Consider the following 17,132-nt stretch of genomic DNA (forward strand, 5'->3'; position numbering starts at 1 on the left):
CTGAAGGCGAAGAGGGCCTCGAACAGCTATGGTCAGTGCTTACCGAAGAAATGAGCATCGCAATGGCCCAGATGGGAATCACCTCGCTGGGCGAGTTGCAGACTACTCCCTGACATTTGTGAGGCGAACGACCCGAGGTGTGCCCAAGGGTCGTTGCGCTATTGGTTCAACCGCGGCGTCTGCGACGACGTCCGCCGCCTGCTTCGGAATCGCCGCCAGTGTTGAAGCTTGGGTTGGGAAGGGTGACCACCTGCGTTAGCTCCGGGAACGGATCGGTTTTGTGCGGGATCGCGTTGGCGGCCACGAAATGGTCTTGGAATTTCGGCTCAATGGCGGTTTCGATCTTGGTGATCTCGCGCACGACACGTTCGATCTCGGCGCGCGATCCGATATTGCACAGTGCAATCCGTGCGCCGGTTCCAGCGGCGTTACCCGCGCTTGAGACCTTCTCAAGTGGTGCATCCGGGATCATACCCAGAACCATGGCGTGTTTGGTCGAGATATGCGCACCAAATGCACCGGCCAGAACCACACGATCCACGTTTTCGACATCCATTTCATCCATCAACAAACGCGCTCCGGCATACAATGCTGATTTCGCCAGCTGGATGGCGCGGATGTCGCCCTGGGTGACTGTGATGCGGGGACCGCCTTCGGCGCTGGCATCATGGATCAGGTAGGCGTGTGTACGACCTTCGGGAACACAGCGAGCTGTCCCGGTCTGTTCTGCCGATCCGATCAGGCCACTTTCATCCAGCAGACCGGCAATGCGCATTTCGGCCACGGCTTCGATGATGCCCGAACCGCAGATGCCGGTGATGCCGGACGTTGCGATGTCACGGTCAAAGCCATCCTCGTTGGACCATTTCTCAGACCCGATGACACGGAAGCGGGGTTCCTTGGTGACAGGATCAATCTCAATCCGCTCGATCGCTCCGGGTGCGGCGCGTTGGCCAGAACTGATCTGAGCGCCTTCGAACGCGGGCCCGGTGGGCGAAGAACAGGCCAGAACGCGGCTTGTATTGCCCAGCAGGATTTCGGCATTGGTGCCAACGTCGACGATCAGCACCAAATCTTCGGACTTGCCGGGCTCTTCCGACAGAGCCACGGCCGCGCAATCCGCGCCCACATGGCCGGCGATACAGGGCAGGATATAGACCTGCGCGCGTGGATTCATTGTGGTCAGGCCCATATCGCGGGCGAGTAGGGACATGCTTTCGGATGTAGCCAGTGCAAACGGGGCCTGACCCAGTTCGACCGGATCCAGACCCAGCAGCAGGTGGTGCATGACAGGATTGCAGACAAACACCGATTCAACGATCAGCGCGGCATCAATTTTGGCCTCATCGGCGATTGTGGTGGCCAGATCGTTGATTGCTTCGCGCACCGCCTTTGTCATCTCCTGATCACCTCCGGGGTTCATCATGGAGTATGAGACACGGCTCATCAGGTCCTCACCAAAGCGGATCTGAGGGTTCATCAGGCCCGAGGATGCTCTGACCTCTCCGGTTTCCAGATCGGTCAGATGCGCGGCAATAGTGGTCGAGCCGAGATCAATTGCCAGACCGTACAGCCCGCTTTCATGCAGACCGGGCCAGATTTCAACGACACGCGCGACGCTGTCCTTATGATCTTTGTGGACCGCTACGGTGACTTCCCATTTCCCCTTGCGCAGAACCGGTTGCAGTTTGGACATCAGTGTCAGGTCCGCAGTGACGGCTTCGATGTTCCACTGTTCACGCAACGCGCGCTCCAGCCGTTCCAGATCGCCTGTGGGCGAGTGCATGTCGGGCTCTTCCACCACAACAAAGTACAGACGTGTGGCCGGGTCCATGGTTATGGCGCGCGCCGCAGCTGCTTTGCGCACAACCTGACGATGCACCTGGCTTTCGGGCGGCACGTCGATCACGACATCACCCTGAACCGAGGCCTGACATCCCAGTCGACGGCCTGGTTTCAGGCCACGCTTGTCGTCATAGCGCTGCTCGACCGCGTTCCATTCACTCAAGGCGTTCTCGGCCACTGTGACGCCGTGCTTGGGAAACTCGCCATAGCTTGGGGTGATCTGACACTTCGAACAGATCCCGCGACTGCCACAGACCGAATCCAGATCCACTCCCAATTGGCGGGCCGCGGTCAGAATCGGGGTGCCGACGGGAAAATGTCCGCGTTTGCCAGACGGGGTAAAGACGACAAGTGGGTCGGTGGTCATCAGTGACATGCCTTTTTTGTATTCGCGCGTATGTCGGGCAAGATATGGGTTTGTGCGTAAAGGGAAAGGGCTAACAGCGGCAGGATTTGCGCGGCGAACGTCGTTTTCTTCGACCTCATTGGCAACAGGAGCCACAGAGTTGACCCGGAGGGCTTTTCCTTTGCTTCGATCCATGTAATAGGGTCACCGCCAAACGGGCTTTTGCATGGGGTATTCAGATGCAGATTCGTGAGGCACTCACCTTTGACGACGTTCTCCTGGTTCCGGGCGCATCTTCTGTGCTGCCGGCAACGGCGGATACGACCACGCGCGTGACGCGTGAGATCACCATGAACATCCCGCTGCTGAGTTCGGCCATGGACACAGTAACCGAGGCGCGTATGGCCATTGCCATGGCGCAAGCGGGCGGTATTGGCGTCGTTCACAAGAACTTGACGGTGGAAGAACAGGCGCGCGAGGTCCGGCGGGTCAAACGGTTTGAGTCCGGTATTGTCTATAACCCCGTGACATTGCGGGTGGATCAGACGTTGGCCGATGCCGATGCGCTTGTGCAGCGCTATAATTTCACCGGTTTCCCGGTAGTGGACGAGCAAGGTCGTGTGGTAGGCATTCTGACCAACCGCGATATGCGCTTTGCGACCTCGGACGACACGCCGGTTCACGCGATGATGACTTCGGACAATCTTGCGATGCTGCAGGAACCCGCCGATCTGGAAGAAGCAAAAAGCCTTATGCGGGCTCGTCGCATCGAAAAACTTCTGGTTGTCGATGGCGAAGGCAGGCTGACTGGGTTGCTGACTTTGAAAGACACAGAACAGGCCGTATTGAATCCGACTGCTTGCAAGGATCACCTTGGTCGCTTGCGGGTGGCCGCGGCGACGTCGGTCGGGGATGCCGGGTTCGAACGGTCCGAGCAACTGGTGGATTCCGGAGTTGATATCATTGTTGTTGATACAGCGCATGGCCACTCTCAGGGTGTGATTGATGCGGTTAAGCGGGTCAAGACACTGTCGAATGAGGTTCAGATCATTGCCGGAAACGTTGCAACCGGCGAGGCAACCAAAGCGTTGATCGATGCTGGTGCCGACGCGATCAAGGTGGGCATTGGCCCGGGGTCGATCTGTACCACACGAATGGTTGCGGGCGTCGGAGTTCCTCAATTGACGGCGATTAGTGATTGCGCAGCCGCTGCTGGCGACGTTCCGATCATTGCGGATGGTGGCATCAAGTTCTCGGGCGATTTCGCCAAGGCGATCGCGGCCGGCGCTTCTTGCGCCATGGTTGGTTCGATGATTGCAGGCACCGATGAAAGCCCGGGCGAGGTGATTCTGTATCAGGGTCGTTCGTTCAAGTCGTACCGCGGGATGGGCAGCCTTGGCGCCATGGCGCGCGGATCAGCCGATCGCTATTTCCAGAAGGACGCGGCCAATGACAAGCTGGTGCCTGAAGGTATTGAAGGGCAGGTGCCCTACAAGGGCTCGGCCAGTGCTGTGATTCACCAGCTTGTTGGCGGCTTGCGTGCTGCGATGGGTTACACGGGCTGCGCGACTGTTGAAGAGATGCGCAAGAACTGCAACTTCGTGAAGATCACGGGCGCGGGTCTAAAAGAAAGCCACGTTCATGATGTTCAGATCACCCGTGAAAGCCCGAACTACCGGGTTATGTAAGTCATTGAATGCGAGATGCGGCACCCATGCTCGGGTGCTGTATTGCTTTTGGATTGGCCGATTGAGGCCCGCTTCTGCCGAGGTATTCTGCGATGACACCCGCCGCCCGTGTTCAGGCCTCGATTGAAATTTTGAATGATATTCTGGCTGGGGCACCGGTTGAAAAAGCGTTGACCGGATGGGCGCGGCGCAGCCGTTTTGCAGGGTCCAAGGATCGGGCGGCTATTCGTGACCATGTATTTGACGCGCTGCGTTGCAAACGCTCTTACGCAGCGCTCGGAGGTTCGGCCACCGGGCGCGGTTTGATGATTGGAGCGACTCGTGCAATCGGTGCAGATCCGGCCGAGCTGTTTACCGGCAACCGTCACGCTCCGACTCCTGTGGTGGAAACGGAAACAGCGCAGGATTTCGTATCGGACGCCGAAAGGTACGACATACCGGAATGGATGTGGTCCCGGTTCGCCGCATCGACGAAGGACGCAACGATCCTGTCAGCGAAAGCACTGCAGAGCCGCGCACCCGTCCATTTGCGAGTCAATCTGTTGAAAGCGGATGTAAGTCAAGCCATCGACGTTCTTGAGACCGATGGTGTTTCCGCCCGACCAACCAATGTGTGCGAGACCGCACTGGAAGTGACAGAGGGGGCCAGACGTATCTCGCACAGTCAGGCGTATGATCAGGGTCTGGTCGAGCTTCAGGATGCGGCAAGTCAAGCGGTTGTAGCGGCCTTGGCCTTGCAACCCGGGATGCGTGTTGTGGATTATTGCGCGGGCGGCGGGGGCAAGGCGCTGGCGCTTGCAGCAAACGACGGTGTCGAGGTTTTTGCGCATGATGTGAATAAGGACCGAATGAAAGATATCCCGGCCCGGGCGAACAGAGCCGGGGCAAAGATAATCCAGGTGAACACCGACGAACTCTCCCGTCATGCACCGTTTGACGTGGTTTTGGTGGATGCGCCGTGTTCCGGCAGCGGATCGTGGCGGCGTGCGCCGGCGGGGAAATGGGCATTGACCGAAGACCGCTTGCAAGAACTCACGACCATTCAGGGCGATATCCTGAAGGATGTTGCGCCCTTGGTTCGAATGGGCGGCGTGTTGGCTTATGCGACCTGCTCGATTCTGACAGACGAAAATGCTTCTGTCATCGAAAACTTTTTGACCGGTCACACCGATTGGAGAGAGACCTATCGCAATACGTGGCATGTAACACACGAGTCCGATGGGTTCTTTACGTCCCACTTGACGCGCTGAGCTTTTGGTAAATAACAACCTGAGGTAGATGACCGCTTTCTGGAATACGTTAAGCGGGAATTAACCAATTTTGATCGTTATTGCGATATCTTTGCGTCCGGGCCGTTTATGACTGACACAGCTGAATTCATCCGAGATCCGTCCCTTGCCAATATGCCATCAACATCTCGGCTTGGGTCGTTGGTGTTTTTGGCCCTTCTGATCAGTTTGGCACCAGCAATGGGGATACTGCCACCGGACTGGACTATAGGGCTGATTGTGACGGGCATATCCCTGTTAATTGCAACTCTGTGCGTTGTCGTCAAAGGGCAGATAGCGGGCCGGCAAGCGCAACAAACCAGTGCCATTATGGCCGCGTTCGCCGAACAAAACGACTCTCCGTATCTGATCACAAATGCATACGGAGAAATCTTGGCGTCCAACGCGTTGGCGCGAAAACAGTTTGCAGCGGAGAAGGGCAGCAACCTCGCGTTTTGCCTCAGATCGACCTTTTCTAACCCTCCGGCGGTTTTGTTGAGGATGCAAACTCAGGCCAAGTCATTCGGACGGGCGCACGAAGATTTCCATAACCCTGGAAACACAATTTCAGTTTCTGTTTTTCAACTGAGCCCCGAGATCTTCAGCTGGCGGTTTCTTCGGGCCGAACAAGGAAGCTGGCAAACGCTTGAATTTCCGGTTCTGACTTTGGGGAGAGCGGGCGAAGTGGTGCGCATTAATCCGGCCGCTGAAAGGTTGTTTGGATCGCGCCCCGGTCGGATTGGCGATATCTTTTGTGATGCCGAACCACAAATAGGAACCGCCAATATAGTCCAGTCCCTTGATGGATTGGTTCCGGTCGCGGTGGCTGAGCTTTCCAGATCGAATTCGGGGCGCAGCCTTGGTTTGTTGCCGCTCAACCACATGCCTGCGCCTGAGGCAACCACGTCTTTTGCCGATCTTCCGGTTCCGGTTCTGACCCTTTCTCCGGAGGGTACAATTCTGAATACCAACAGGCTGGCGGTAAAACTGTTGGGGAATGACCACCTCGAGGGAAGCGATATCAGTGAAATCATGCGGGGTTTGGGGCATCCCATTCTGGACTGGCTTGCGCGGACCGCTGCGGATGAAGAAGCGCAACGATCAGAGTTTCTGCAGTTGATTCGGGATGACAAAGAGGTTTTTGTTCAGGTTACGTTGAGCCGGGTTATCGCAGACGGAAAGATCTGCCTGATCGCCGTGGTGAATGATGCAACCGAGCTGAAAACCCTGGAAGCTCAGTTCGTTCAAGGACAAAAGATGCAGGCCGTGGGGCAGTTGGCTGGCGGTGTCGCGCATGATTTCAACAACCTGTTGACGGCGATATCCGGTCATTGCGACTTGCTTTTGTTGCGTCATGACCAGAATGACCCTGATTATGGAGACCTGGTGCAGATCAATCAGAACGCCAACCGGGCTGCTGCGCTGGTCAGTCAGCTTTTGGCGTTTTCTCGAAAACAGACCCTCAGACCCGAGGTTCTGGATCTCCGCGATACAATCTCGGATCTTATTCATCTATTGAATCGTTTGGTTGGCGAGAAAGTTCAGCTGACCCTCAGCCATGATCCCGTGTTAAAGTCGGTACGGGCAGACAAACGCCAGTTGGAACAAGTGTTGATGAATCTGGTCGTCAATGCGCGGGACGCCATGCCTGACGGGGGCGAGATTCGTATCGAGACCGAAGTACTGAACGTCTCGGAACCGCTCAGACGAGACAGGGCGACAGTTCAGCCGGGAGAGTATGTCACGGTCAGGGTCGTGGACAGCGGGGTGGGAATACCCGCAGACAAGCTTCAAAAAGTGTTCGAACCGTTCTACACCACAAAGCGTACAGGTGAAGGCACTGGGCTTGGGCTTTCAACGGCCTATGGCATCGTCAAGCAGACAGGCGGATTCATCTTTGTTGACAGCGCGGTAGGTCGAGGCACCGATTTCACGGTTTTTCTGCCGGTCTGCGCAACAGTTGCAGGAGCTGAACCGGAAACTCCGGCTCAGCCCGAAGCACAAAGCGCCCGGCAAGGGGAAGGTGTGGTACTACTGGTTGAAGATGAAGCGCCGGTCCGCGCCTTCGCAACCCGGGCCTTGCGGCTGAAGGGTTATACGGTGCTTGAGGCGGATTCAGCGGAAGAAGCGCTGCGGCTGCTTGAGGATTCGTCATTGAATGTCGACGTTTTTGTAACCGATGTGGTCATGCCGGGTATGGATGGGCCAACCTGGGTGCGCAAAGCACAGAAAACGCGCCCGGACACGCGTGTGGTCTTTGTGTCAGGTTATACCGAAGGCGCATTTGGGGATTCGGGGCCGGAGATCCCAAATTCGACCTTCCTGCCCAAGCCGTTTTCACTCAACCAGTTGACTGAGGCCGTGTTTCAACAATTGATCTGATTGCCTCACAAGGCTGTGTCGTGGATTGCGAATTCTTCGGCATGCCTGTTTCGAAACCTCCGCCGTGTTTCCGGCGTTAATGTCAGGTCACCCGATGGTGATACATTCTCGTGCGGCAGGTCAATTTGAACGTTTAGTCGCGCTTGCAGGAAGTCCAGAATCCTGTCCTGATGATCGTACTTGAAAATATGGTTGGCACCGCGGCCATTGCTGCGGGTGCGAAAGAACTGGCTCTGGCTGCCGACATCGGCAAATTCCGGACGCGGGTTTTTCATATAGGCCTGCACGAATGCGTCAAAACTCATGTCACCGGTTGAATGAGGGTGACCGGATAGTTCTGCGCGGCCGCGAAAACGATACCAACTGCCCAACCAGTCAACAGGTTCCCGAACAACTGCCATGATCTCCATCTCGGTGTCATACATCTTGCGAAACATGTTCTGAAAGAAACGGTCATATCTGCGCACAGGTGCGTGTTTCAGCTCGGGTGGATAGGTGACGACAAGATCGGCCCGATCTTTCAATGCGGTGTGGTAGGCTGTGCTGCCCGTTTTGGGGACCGCAAGAAAAGCCAGTCGTTCTTCATAAAAAACAAGCATTTAAGGGCCCCTCTTTTCACCCGCTTATCTGGGAAGATTGTCGTAAACGACTCTTTAACACAATTGCGGAAGACTGAATCTTGTAAGTTTTAGTTGAAATGTTCTCTTTTTGATCTCATAAGGAACAAGAGGCGAACAAAGCAGCGATTGCCGCCCGATCAAGGGTGTGACAAAAGGGAAGGCGACAGGACAATGGCGGATCTTCTGACAATGAGCGACAAGAAAAACGCAGACAAGCAAAAGGCGCTCGACAGTGCGCTGGCCCAGATCGAACGGCAGTTCGGAAAAGGCTCGATCATGAAGCTGGGCGAAGGTGCCACGCAGGATATCGAAGCAAGCTCGACCGGTTCGCTGGGGCTGGATATTGCGCTGGGAATTGGTGGTCTGCCAATGGGGCGTATTGTCGAGATTTATGGCCCTGAAAGCTCGGGTAAGACGACGCTGACGCTGCATTGTATTGCAGAGCAGCAGAAACGCGGCGGTGTCTGTGCCTTTGTGGATGCGGAACACGCGCTGGACCCGCAATATGCCCGCAAGCTGGGCGTTGACCTGGACGAGCTCCTGATTTCACAGCCTGACACTGGTGAACAGGCGCTTGAGATCACCGATACTCTGGTTCGTTCAGGTGCGGTAAATATGGTCGTCGTCGACTCGGTTGCGGCGTTGACGCCGAAATCCGAGCTTGAAGGCGATATGGGTGACAGCAGTGTTGGCGTACAGGCCCGCTTGATGAGCCAGGCGATGCGGAAACTGACAGGCTCGATCAGCCGCTCGAACTGTATGGTCATCTTTATCAACCAGATCAGGATGAAAATCGGCGTGATGTTCGGCAGCCCCGAAACCACTACCGGCGGTAACGCACTGAAATTTTACAGCTCTGTCCGTCTCGATATCCGCCGCATCGGCGCGATCAAGGACCGGGACGAGGTTGTCGGCAACCAGACCCGCGTCAAGGTCGTTAAGAACAAGGTGGCACCGCCCTTCAAGCAGGTCGAATTCGACATCATGTATGGCGAAGGCATCAGCAAGATGGGCGAGTTGCTGGACCTGGGTGTCAAAGCTGGCGTGGTCGAGAAGTCAGGGTCGTGGTTCAGCTATGGTGACGAGCGAATTGGGCAGGGGCGTGAGAACGCTAAACAATACCTGCGTGACAACAGCCGTATTGCGCTGGACATCGAAGACAAGATTCGCGCCGCTCATGGGCTGGAATTTGACATGCCTCCGAGTGCCGCCGAGGATGATGACATCCTCGAAGCCTAACAACCGCTGACGAGAGCTTCGGAAGCTCCCTGGTTTCCAGTTGCAAATTGAAAAGACTATGAAAGAGGCGGTCCATCGGGCCGCCTTGTTTCGTTCCCGCGCGCCTCCACTGTGGACACTGCTCGGACGGGGGGATAAACCTGCGAAGACCAAGATTTTTGTGCGCCGAGAGAGCCCTATGCCAACCCTGAACGACATCCGATCGACCTTTCTGAACTACTTTGAAAAACAGGGGCATGAGGTCGTGGCGTCCAGCCCGCTGGTGCCGCGTAACGATCCGACGCTGATGTTCGTGAACTCGGGCATGGTGCAGTTCAAGAACCTGTTCACCGGACTGGAAACCCGTGACTATAAGCGAGCCACCACGGCGCAGAAATGCGTGCGCGCTGGCGGAAAGCACAACGATCTGGACAATGTGGGATACACGGCGCGTCACCACACCTTCTTTGAGATGTTGGGGAATTTCTCGTTCGGTGACTACTTCAAGCATGAAGCGATCCCATTTGCGTGGGAACTGATCACCAGAGAATTCGGCATCGACAAAAGCCGCTTGCTGGCCACGGTCTACCATACTGATGACGAGGCCTTTGAAATCTGGAAAAAAGTTGGTGTTCCCGAAGATCGGATCATCCGCATCGCCACCAGTGACAATTTCTGGCAAATGGGGCCGACCGGACCATGCGGTCCGTGCACCGAGATTTTCTATGACCATGGCGATCACATCTGGGGTGGCCCTCCGGGATCACCTGAGGAAGATGGCGACAGGTTCATCGAAATCTGGAACGTCGTTTTCATGCAGAACGAGCAGTTCGAAGACGGTTCGATGGTCGAACTCGACATGCAATCCATCGACACTGGCATGGGACTGGAGCGGATCGGTGCGCTGCTGCAGGGCAGCCATGACAACTATGACACGGACCTGTTCAAGACATTGATCGAGGCGTCGGCCGATGCAACCGGCGTAGATCCTTATGGTGATCAGAACGTTCATCACCGTGTGATTGCGGATCACCTGCGCTCGACCTCGTTTCTGATTGCGGATGGTGTGATGCCCAGCAATGATGGTCGCGGCTATGTCCTGCGCCGTATCATGCGCCGTGCCATGCGTCATGCGCACTTGTTGGGTGCAAAAGACCCGGTCATGCACCGTCTTGTACCGACACTGGTACAACAGATGGGTGGGCACTATTCCGAGCTGACCCAGGCGCAGCCGCTGATCGAAGAGACCTTGATGCTTGAGGAAACCCGTTTCAAGCAGACGCTTGATCGGGGTCTGAAGCTGCTTGATGATGAGATATCAGGCCTTTCCGAAGAAGCGCCTTTGTCCGGTCAAGCGGCCTTCAAGCTGTATGACACCTATGGTTTCCCGCTGGACCTGACGCAGGATGCACTGCGTGAGAAAGGCCGGACGGTGGACACGGACGGATTCGATGCCGCGATGGCGGAACAAAAGGCCAAAGCTCGAGCGGCATGGGCCGGCTCGGGCGAAGCTGCGGATCAGGCAATCTGGTTCGATGTTCTGGATACGGCCGGGGCGACAGACTTCCTAGGCTATGATACCGAGAAGGCCGAAGCACAGGTTGCAGCGTTGGTTGTTGATGGCGTTTTGGTCGACAAGATCGAAGCAGGTGACAGCGGCTGGGTCGTGGTGAACCAGACCCCGTTCTACGGCGAGGCTGGTGGCCAGGTGGGCGACACCGGCGAATTGCGACGCCTTGAGGATCGCAACCACTTGAGCCGGGTGGAAGACACCAGAAAGTTCGCTGATGGCAAGGTCTATGCGCATAATGTAACGGTCGAAAACGGTTCTGTGTCAACGGGTGACGCCATCGAGTTGGAAGTCGATCATGCCCGCCGTACTTCTATCCGAGCCAACCACTCGGCCACGCACCTCTTGCATGAGGCGCTGCGGGAAACACTGGGCGACCATGTTGCGCAGCGCGGCTCGTTGAATGCGGCGGATCGTTTGCGGTTCGACTTTAGCCACTCCAAGGGGTTAAGCCCTGAGGAAATTCAGAAGGTCGAGCGTGAGGTGAATGAGTTCATTCGCCAAAACTCGACCGTTGAGACGCGCGTCATGACGCCTGACGATGCCCGCGAATTGGGTGCGCAAGCTCTGTTCGGCGAGAAATACGGTGACGAGGTGCGTGTAGTCTCGATGGGCAAAGCGCCTACTGGCAAGGGCCAAGACGGCGAAACGTGGTCGATCGAATTATGTGGTGGCACCCATGTACGCCAAACGGGCGACATCGGCACATTTGTCGTGCTGGGTGACAGCGCAAGTAGCGCCGGTGTGCGTCGCATTGAAGCCCTGACCGGAGATGAGGCGTTCCGATATCTTTCGGTTCAGGATCAACGCCTGGGGCAGGTGGCGCTGGAACTGAAAGCACAACCGGATGACGTGGTGGCACGGGTGAAGAGCCTGTTGGATGAACGCAAGTCGCTGCAAAACGAAGTGGCCCAGCTGCGCCGCGATCTGGCCATGGCTGGCGGCGCCGGGCAGGGCGGCGGTGCCGAGGCGCGTGATGTGAACGGCGTCAAGTTCCTGGCACAGGCTCTTAACGGCGTATCTGGCAAAGATCTTCCGGCCCTGATCGACGAACACAAGGCTCGCCTTGGATCGGGTGCGGTCCTGTTGATTGCGGACACCGGCGGCAAGGCTGCGGTCGCGGCCGGTGTAACCGAAGACCTGACAGGAACTGTTTCGGCGGTGGATCTGGTCAAAGCGGCTGTGGTTGAATTGGGCGGCAAAGGCGGTGGCGGCCGTCCGGACATGGCTCAGGGCGGCGGCAAGGATGCAGCGAATGCAGATGCGGCGATCAAAGCCGCTGAACAGGTATTGGGAGGATAAGATGGCGGCACTCTGGATTGCACATGTGACGGTGACTGATACCAAGGCATACGGAAAATACGCTGAACTGGCCGGACCGGCGATCGCCAAACACGGGGGTGCGTTCATCGCTCGTGCCGCGCGCTATGTCCAGTTGGAAGGCAAGGAGCGACCACGCAATGTCGTGGCGCGGTTCCCGTCGCTCGAAGCAGCGGTCGAGTGTTATAACTCGGAAGAATATCAGCAAGCACTGAATCATGCGCGCGATGCAAGTGAACGCGAATTGGTTGTGGTTGAAATCACGGAGTGACCGCCAGGTTTCACGATTCGTAGCGCAGAGTGCTTCAGAAATCGGCAATCTTTGGCTTATGTCATAAGCGATCAGCAAAGCGCAGTCCGCAAACGTGGGCCGCGTGGATTACTTAAGCATTGTCAATTACTTGCCTGACCGGCGACTCGCAATTTTGAGAACTTCGCGTCCCAATTGTGGCCGTGTCACCAAAATTCTTGCGCGAAAAGGTCAGATTGACGGACGAATTTCCGCCCTTTTTCCACTGCAGTTTTTCAGATGATTGCCTAGGCAGGGTGTTCGCAGATAGTTTCACAAAACGGAATGCGACCCTGTTTGATATGCGATCGCGCGAAAAACACCGGATTGGGGTACAGGCATGACATTATTCACAAAACTGGCCGAACGCTGCAGTGCCGGGGTTTTGTCCGCTTCAGCGAGACTCGTGAGCGTTTGCGTCGTGAGTATCTTTACGATTGCTTCAACACCAACAGCACGCGCATCCGACGGCGGATTTATCCCAAGTGTCGCGTCTTCACCGCCTCCATCCGGTGCCATCAACCTATGCACTCAATACAATTGGGCCTGCGCAGGAAAACGTTCTGTGTCCATGTCTAGCCAGCAGGAATTTCGGGTTGTGGAACAGGTGAATCGGAGCGTGAACAGATCGACACGCGAAGTCACCGATCAATCTCAGTATAAAACGCGCGAGCGATGGGCCTTGCCGACTGCCATAGGCGGCGATTGCGAGGATTTTGCGTTGTTGAAAAAACGCGACTTGATCCACGCTGGCGTCGATCCAAGTAAACTTTTGATCGCGACTGTTCTGGATAGGCGCCGGGTACCTCATGCAGTCCTGGTATACCGCACGGCAAACGGTGATTTGGTTTTGGATAACCTCACAAATCGTATCAAACCCTGGACAGCGACGCGGTATCTTTTTCTTCGCATGCAAGACCCTAAACGACCCAGTCGTTGGGTTGGTGTATACGGTCATAGCTGATATTGGCAAAAACTTTGGACAGCCTGTCTTTTCATCCGTGGGCGCAGATTTGATCTGCACCCACATTTCGTCATTTGTTTGTGTGCAAAGCTCGGAAATTGCTGCCTTGAAGCCTTTCCTATTTCCGCTCTCTTTTTCCGAAACCACGGCTAGAGGATTTTTTGCCGCCTAACGTATCCCGCATTCCCTTGGCCTTTTTGTTTGTGTCAGGAGCCATTTGCCGGCGCTCTTCTTCGGGCTCTTCTTCGGGCTCTTCGCCTTCTGGCTCTTCGCCTTCTGGCTCTTCGCCTTCTGGCTCTTCGCCTTCTGGCTCTTCGCCTTCTGGCTCTTCACCTTCCGGCTCTTCACCTTCCGGTTCTTCACCTTCTGGCTCTTCGCCTTCTGGCTCTTCACCTTCCGGTTCTTCACCTTCGGGTTCTTCACTTTCTGTAGAAGGATTATCGTCGCCTGGGGTGTCTGTATCAGTAGGGTCGTCATTTCCCCCGAAAATACCACCACCTGTTGGACCGTTGTCACCACCTTCGTTAGAGGGGCCGTCTCCGGATCTCTCATTGGCGGCACCGGTCGCCGCAGTTGGGAAATCGGTGAGCAGCGCCGCCAGCGGCGAACACTCTGCGCCCAGGCGTGCCAAGATCTTATCAAAATCGGCGCGACGTTGGACGTAACGTATCATTCCGGTGGTGACCGCGTCACATTCGCACAAGACCTGAGCCGACGCACCGGACTGGCGCGCGGTTTTAACGTTGCAAACTCCGGCTGCGAAAGATTCTTGGGAAGAGGCGACCAAAAAAGTAGTCGCTACTAGGTAAATTGGAAACTTGCGAGACAGCGCTCCCATGTCGAACTCCTTGGTACTTTTTACTCAACTATGCCGATCATATGCACCATCTGAATTCGGATGTGTATGAAGAGCATCACACAATTGCCACAAATACACCTTGATAAAAGCCAAACCACAAGATGTGCCCAAGGTGAGTGGTCACGAATTAATACAATCTAAAGAAGAAAAACTATTCTTTTCAAAAGAAACCCAGGCGACTTGCCCGGGTTTCCGTTTCTCGTCTTTATTTCTAATGGAAGCAAATGTGCCACACAATCGCCATTGTTTCCGTTTTAGACGTGCGCGACCTGCAGTTGATCAGGCTGATCTTGCCATCCGTTTTCGTTCGTGAGGGTCAAGAAAGCGTTTGCGCAGGCGTACCGCGTTCGGTGTGACTTCTACCAACTCGTCGTCGTCGATATAGGCAATTGCCTCTTCCAGAGAGAACTGAATATGGGGAGTTAGGCGAACCGCATCGTCCGATCCACTGGCGCGAACGTTGGTCAGTTTCTTGCCTTTCAGCGGGTTCACTTCCAGATCGTTGTCGCGTGAGTGCTCGCCGATCACCATTCCTTGATAGACATCCGTTTGGGGGCCGACAAACATCCGACCACGCTCTTCCAGATTCCAGAGTGCATAGGCGACGGCCTGGCCGTTTTCCATCGAGATCAGAACGCCAGCACGGCGGCCGGGAATCTGCCCTTTGTGCGGCGCCCAGTCGTGGAACACGCGGTTCAGTACGCCTGTGCCACGGGTATCTGTCAGGAATTCGCCATGATAACCGATCAACCCACGAGAGGGCACATGCGCGATGATGCGGGTCTTACCCGTTCCTGCAGGGCGCATTTCGGCCAGCTCACCCTTGCGGGCACCGGTGATCTTTTCAATCACCGACCCGGAATATTCATCGTCTACGTCGATGGTGACTTCTTCGATGGGTTCCAGACGCTGTCCGTTTTCTTCACGGAACAGAACCTGCGGGCGCGAAATGCTGAGTTCAAAGCCTTCACGGCGCATGTTCTCAATCAGAACGCCCATCTGCAATTCGCCACGGCCAGCGACCTCGAAGGCTTCGCCGCCGGGCGTATCGGTGATGCGGATCGCGACATTCGATTCGGCCTCTTTCATCAGGCGATCACGGATAACGCGTGATTGAACCTTTTTACCATCACGTCCGGCCAATGGGGAATCGTTGATTCCGAAGGTCACCGTGATGGTTGGCGGGTCGATGGGCTGCGCGGGCAAGGCCTCTTCAACCTGCGGCGCAACCAGTGAATCCGCGACGGTAGCTTTGCTCATGCCGGCAATGGTGACGATATCGCCTGCTTCTGCCACGTCGATTGGCTGCTGCGCCAAGCCGCGGAACGCCAGAATTTTCGAAGCGCGGAAGTTTTCAATCACTGAGCCATCGCGGCTGAGCGCCTTGAGGGTGTCGCCCGCTTTCAGCGTACCGCTTTCGACGCGCCCGGTCAGGATACGGCCGATAAACGGGTCACTACCCAGCGTCGTTGCCAGCATACGGAAAGGTTCGTCCTTGTGCTCAACCTGTTTTGGGGCAGGGACGTGATCGACGATCAGGTCAAACAATGCGTTCAGGTCTTTGCGGGGACCGTCCAGTTCCATATCTGCCCAGCCCGACCGGCCCGAGGCGTACATGGACGGGAAATCCAGTTGATCGTCATCGGCACCAAGGTTTGCGAACAGGTCAAAGCATTCGTCCAGCGCGCGGTCAGGCTCGGCATCCGGTTTGTCGACCTTGTTCAGAACCACGATCGGCCGCAGACCTAGCGCCAGCGCCTTGGAGGTCACAAACTTGGTTTGGGGCATCGGGCCTTCGGCTGCGTCCACCAGCAGGACAACGCCATCGACCATGCTGAGAATGCGTTCCACTTCGCCGCCGAAATCGGCATGGCCCGGCGTGTCGACGATGTTGATACGTGTATCTTTCCATTCGACCGAAGTTGCCTTGGCCAAAATGGTGATACCGCGTTCACGCTCCAGATCGTTGCTGTCCATGGCGCGCTCCGCCACAGCTTGATTTTCCCGGAACGCGCCGGATTGTTTGAGCAGCTCGTCCACCAGGGTCGTTTTGCCGTGGTCCACGTGAGCGATGATTGCGATATTGCGCAGGTCCATGAGAGGTCAGCCTTTGAACGGGAAGTTGCCGCGCGCATAACGCGGCGCGACAAAATATACCAGCCCTAACCGTGGATCAGTGACCAGCAGTCTTGGAAAAGAGGTGAATGATCAGGATTCCGGCCAAGATCATCGTCAACCCAAGTACCGCTGGCCAATCCAGTCTTTGGCCAAAGACGATGAAACCGATCACTGCGATCAGAAAGATGCCCAGACCGGACCAGATCGCGTAAACGATACCGACAGGCATGAATTTTAGGGTCAGTGCCATGAGGTAAAAAGCAAAACCATACCCTATGACAACAAGGACAGACGGCCAGAACCGCGTGAACTGCTGACTGGCTTGTAAGGCTGTCGTGCCAATGGTTTCCGCAATTACAGCCAACAACAAATACAGATATGCTTGGGGCATGTGAGAACCTCGAAGTAGGTCGATTTCAACGCGTTGAACAAAAATTGCATTGCTGCAAGCAAGATCATTCGATGTGCCAACGCGACGTTGCTTGGACTTGGGGTCAGGTATACCTGACTATTTTGAAAGTCCAATTAGTGTAATGTTCCCATCATATTTATTTCTATTTGTTAGTGAGTATTGTGTGATGACGATGTTTGCAAAATCCGTCATTTTTGCTTCGGGTCTTGTTGTGGCGATTGGGTGGCTTGCTG

General features: G+C 55.8%; 12 protein-coding genes. 7 read left to right on the forward strand and 5 right to left on the reverse strand.

From position 1 onward, the window contains the following. Window positions 1–166: 166 nt before the first annotated feature. Window positions 167–2,212 (reverse strand): ASKHA domain-containing protein, encoded by a 2,046-nt coding sequence (locus Q0816_RS04765; protein ID WP_298848858.1) that lies wholly within the window; start codon window positions 2,210–2,212, stop codon window positions 167–169. A gap of 218 nt (window positions 2,213–2,430) precedes the next feature. Between Q0816_RS04765 and guaB the strand changes: the two genes are divergently transcribed. From guaB to Q0816_RS04780, 3 genes are all read left to right on the forward strand, one after another. Beyond that, window positions 2,431–3,879 (forward strand): IMP dehydrogenase, encoded by a 1,449-nt coding sequence (guaB, locus tag Q0816_RS04770; protein ID WP_298848175.1) that lies wholly within the window; start codon window positions 2,431–2,433, stop codon window positions 3,877–3,879. A 92-nt stretch (window positions 3,880–3,971) separates the two neighbouring features. Beyond that, window positions 3,972–5,129: an RsmB/NOP family class I SAM-dependent RNA methyltransferase gene (locus Q0816_RS04775; RefSeq protein WP_298848176.1), complete on the forward strand. Its 1,158-nt coding sequence runs from the start codon at window positions 3,972–3,974 to the stop codon at window positions 5,127–5,129. 108 nt (window positions 5,130–5,237) lie between these two features. Beyond that, window positions 5,238–7,529 carry an ATP-binding protein gene (locus tag Q0816_RS04780; protein ID WP_298848178.1) on the forward strand — a complete coding sequence of 764 codons (2,292 nt, stop codon included), beginning with the start codon at window positions 5,238–5,240 and terminating at the stop codon, window positions 7,527–7,529. A 5-nt stretch (window positions 7,530–7,534) separates the two neighbouring features. On the opposite strand, the gene Q0816_RS04785 is transcribed toward Q0816_RS04780, so the two are convergent. After that, window positions 7,535–8,128 carry a sulfotransferase family 2 domain-containing protein gene (locus tag Q0816_RS04785; protein ID WP_298848180.1) on the reverse strand — a complete coding sequence of 198 codons (594 nt, stop codon included), beginning with the start codon at window positions 8,126–8,128 and terminating at the stop codon, window positions 7,535–7,537. A gap of 192 nt (window positions 8,129–8,320) precedes the next feature. On the opposite strand from Q0816_RS04785, the gene recA reads away from it, so the two are divergent. The 4 genes from recA to Q0816_RS04805 all read left to right on the forward strand — a co-directional run bounded on the left by recA (window position 8,321) and on the right by Q0816_RS04805 (window position 13,510). Continuing rightward, window positions 8,321–9,388: a recombinase RecA gene (gene recA / locus Q0816_RS04790; RefSeq protein ID WP_298848182.1), complete on the forward strand. Its 1,068-nt coding sequence runs from the start codon at window positions 8,321–8,323 to the stop codon at window positions 9,386–9,388. A gap of 178 nt (window positions 9,389–9,566) precedes the next feature. Beyond that, window positions 9,567–12,239: an alanine--tRNA ligase gene (gene alaS / locus Q0816_RS04795; RefSeq protein ID WP_298848184.1), complete on the forward strand. Its 2,673-nt coding sequence runs from the start codon at window positions 9,567–9,569 to the stop codon at window positions 12,237–12,239. A gap of 1 nt (window position 12,240) precedes the next feature. Next, the gene (locus tag Q0816_RS04800) at window positions 12,241–12,528 is read left to right on the forward strand and encodes a DUF1330 domain-containing protein (protein ID WP_298848186.1); all 288 of its coding nucleotides are present in this window, start codon (window positions 12,241–12,243) and stop codon (window positions 12,526–12,528) included. A gap of 358 nt (window positions 12,529–12,886) precedes the next feature. After that, window positions 12,887–13,510, forward strand: a complete 624-nt coding sequence (locus Q0816_RS04805; protein ID WP_298848188.1) for a transglutaminase-like cysteine peptidase — start codon at window positions 12,887–12,889, stop codon at window positions 13,508–13,510. A 118-nt stretch (window positions 13,511–13,628) separates the two neighbouring features. On the opposite strand, the gene Q0816_RS04810 is transcribed toward Q0816_RS04805, so the two are convergent. From Q0816_RS04810 to Q0816_RS04820, 3 genes are all read right to left on the reverse strand, one after another. Further along, window positions 13,629–14,348 (reverse strand): hypothetical protein, encoded by a 720-nt coding sequence (locus Q0816_RS04810; protein ID WP_298848190.1) that lies wholly within the window; start codon window positions 14,346–14,348, stop codon window positions 13,629–13,631. A 300-nt stretch (window positions 14,349–14,648) separates the two neighbouring features. Beyond that, on the reverse strand, window positions 14,649–16,466 hold the full coding sequence (gene typA / locus Q0816_RS04815) for a translational GTPase TypA (protein ID WP_298848192.1): 1,818 nt from the start codon (window positions 16,464–16,466) through the stop codon (window positions 14,649–14,651). Between the two features lie 76 nt (window positions 16,467–16,542). Then, window positions 16,543–16,878 carry an SMR family transporter gene (locus Q0816_RS04820; protein WP_298848194.1) on the reverse strand — a complete coding sequence of 112 codons (336 nt, stop codon included), beginning with the start codon at window positions 16,876–16,878 and terminating at the stop codon, window positions 16,543–16,545. Window positions 16,879–17,132: the final 254 nt, after the last annotated feature.

This window comes from uncultured Ruegeria sp., assembly GCF_947497005.1.
Taxonomy (GTDB): Bacteria; Pseudomonadota; Alphaproteobacteria; order Rhodobacterales; family Rhodobacteraceae; genus Ruegeria.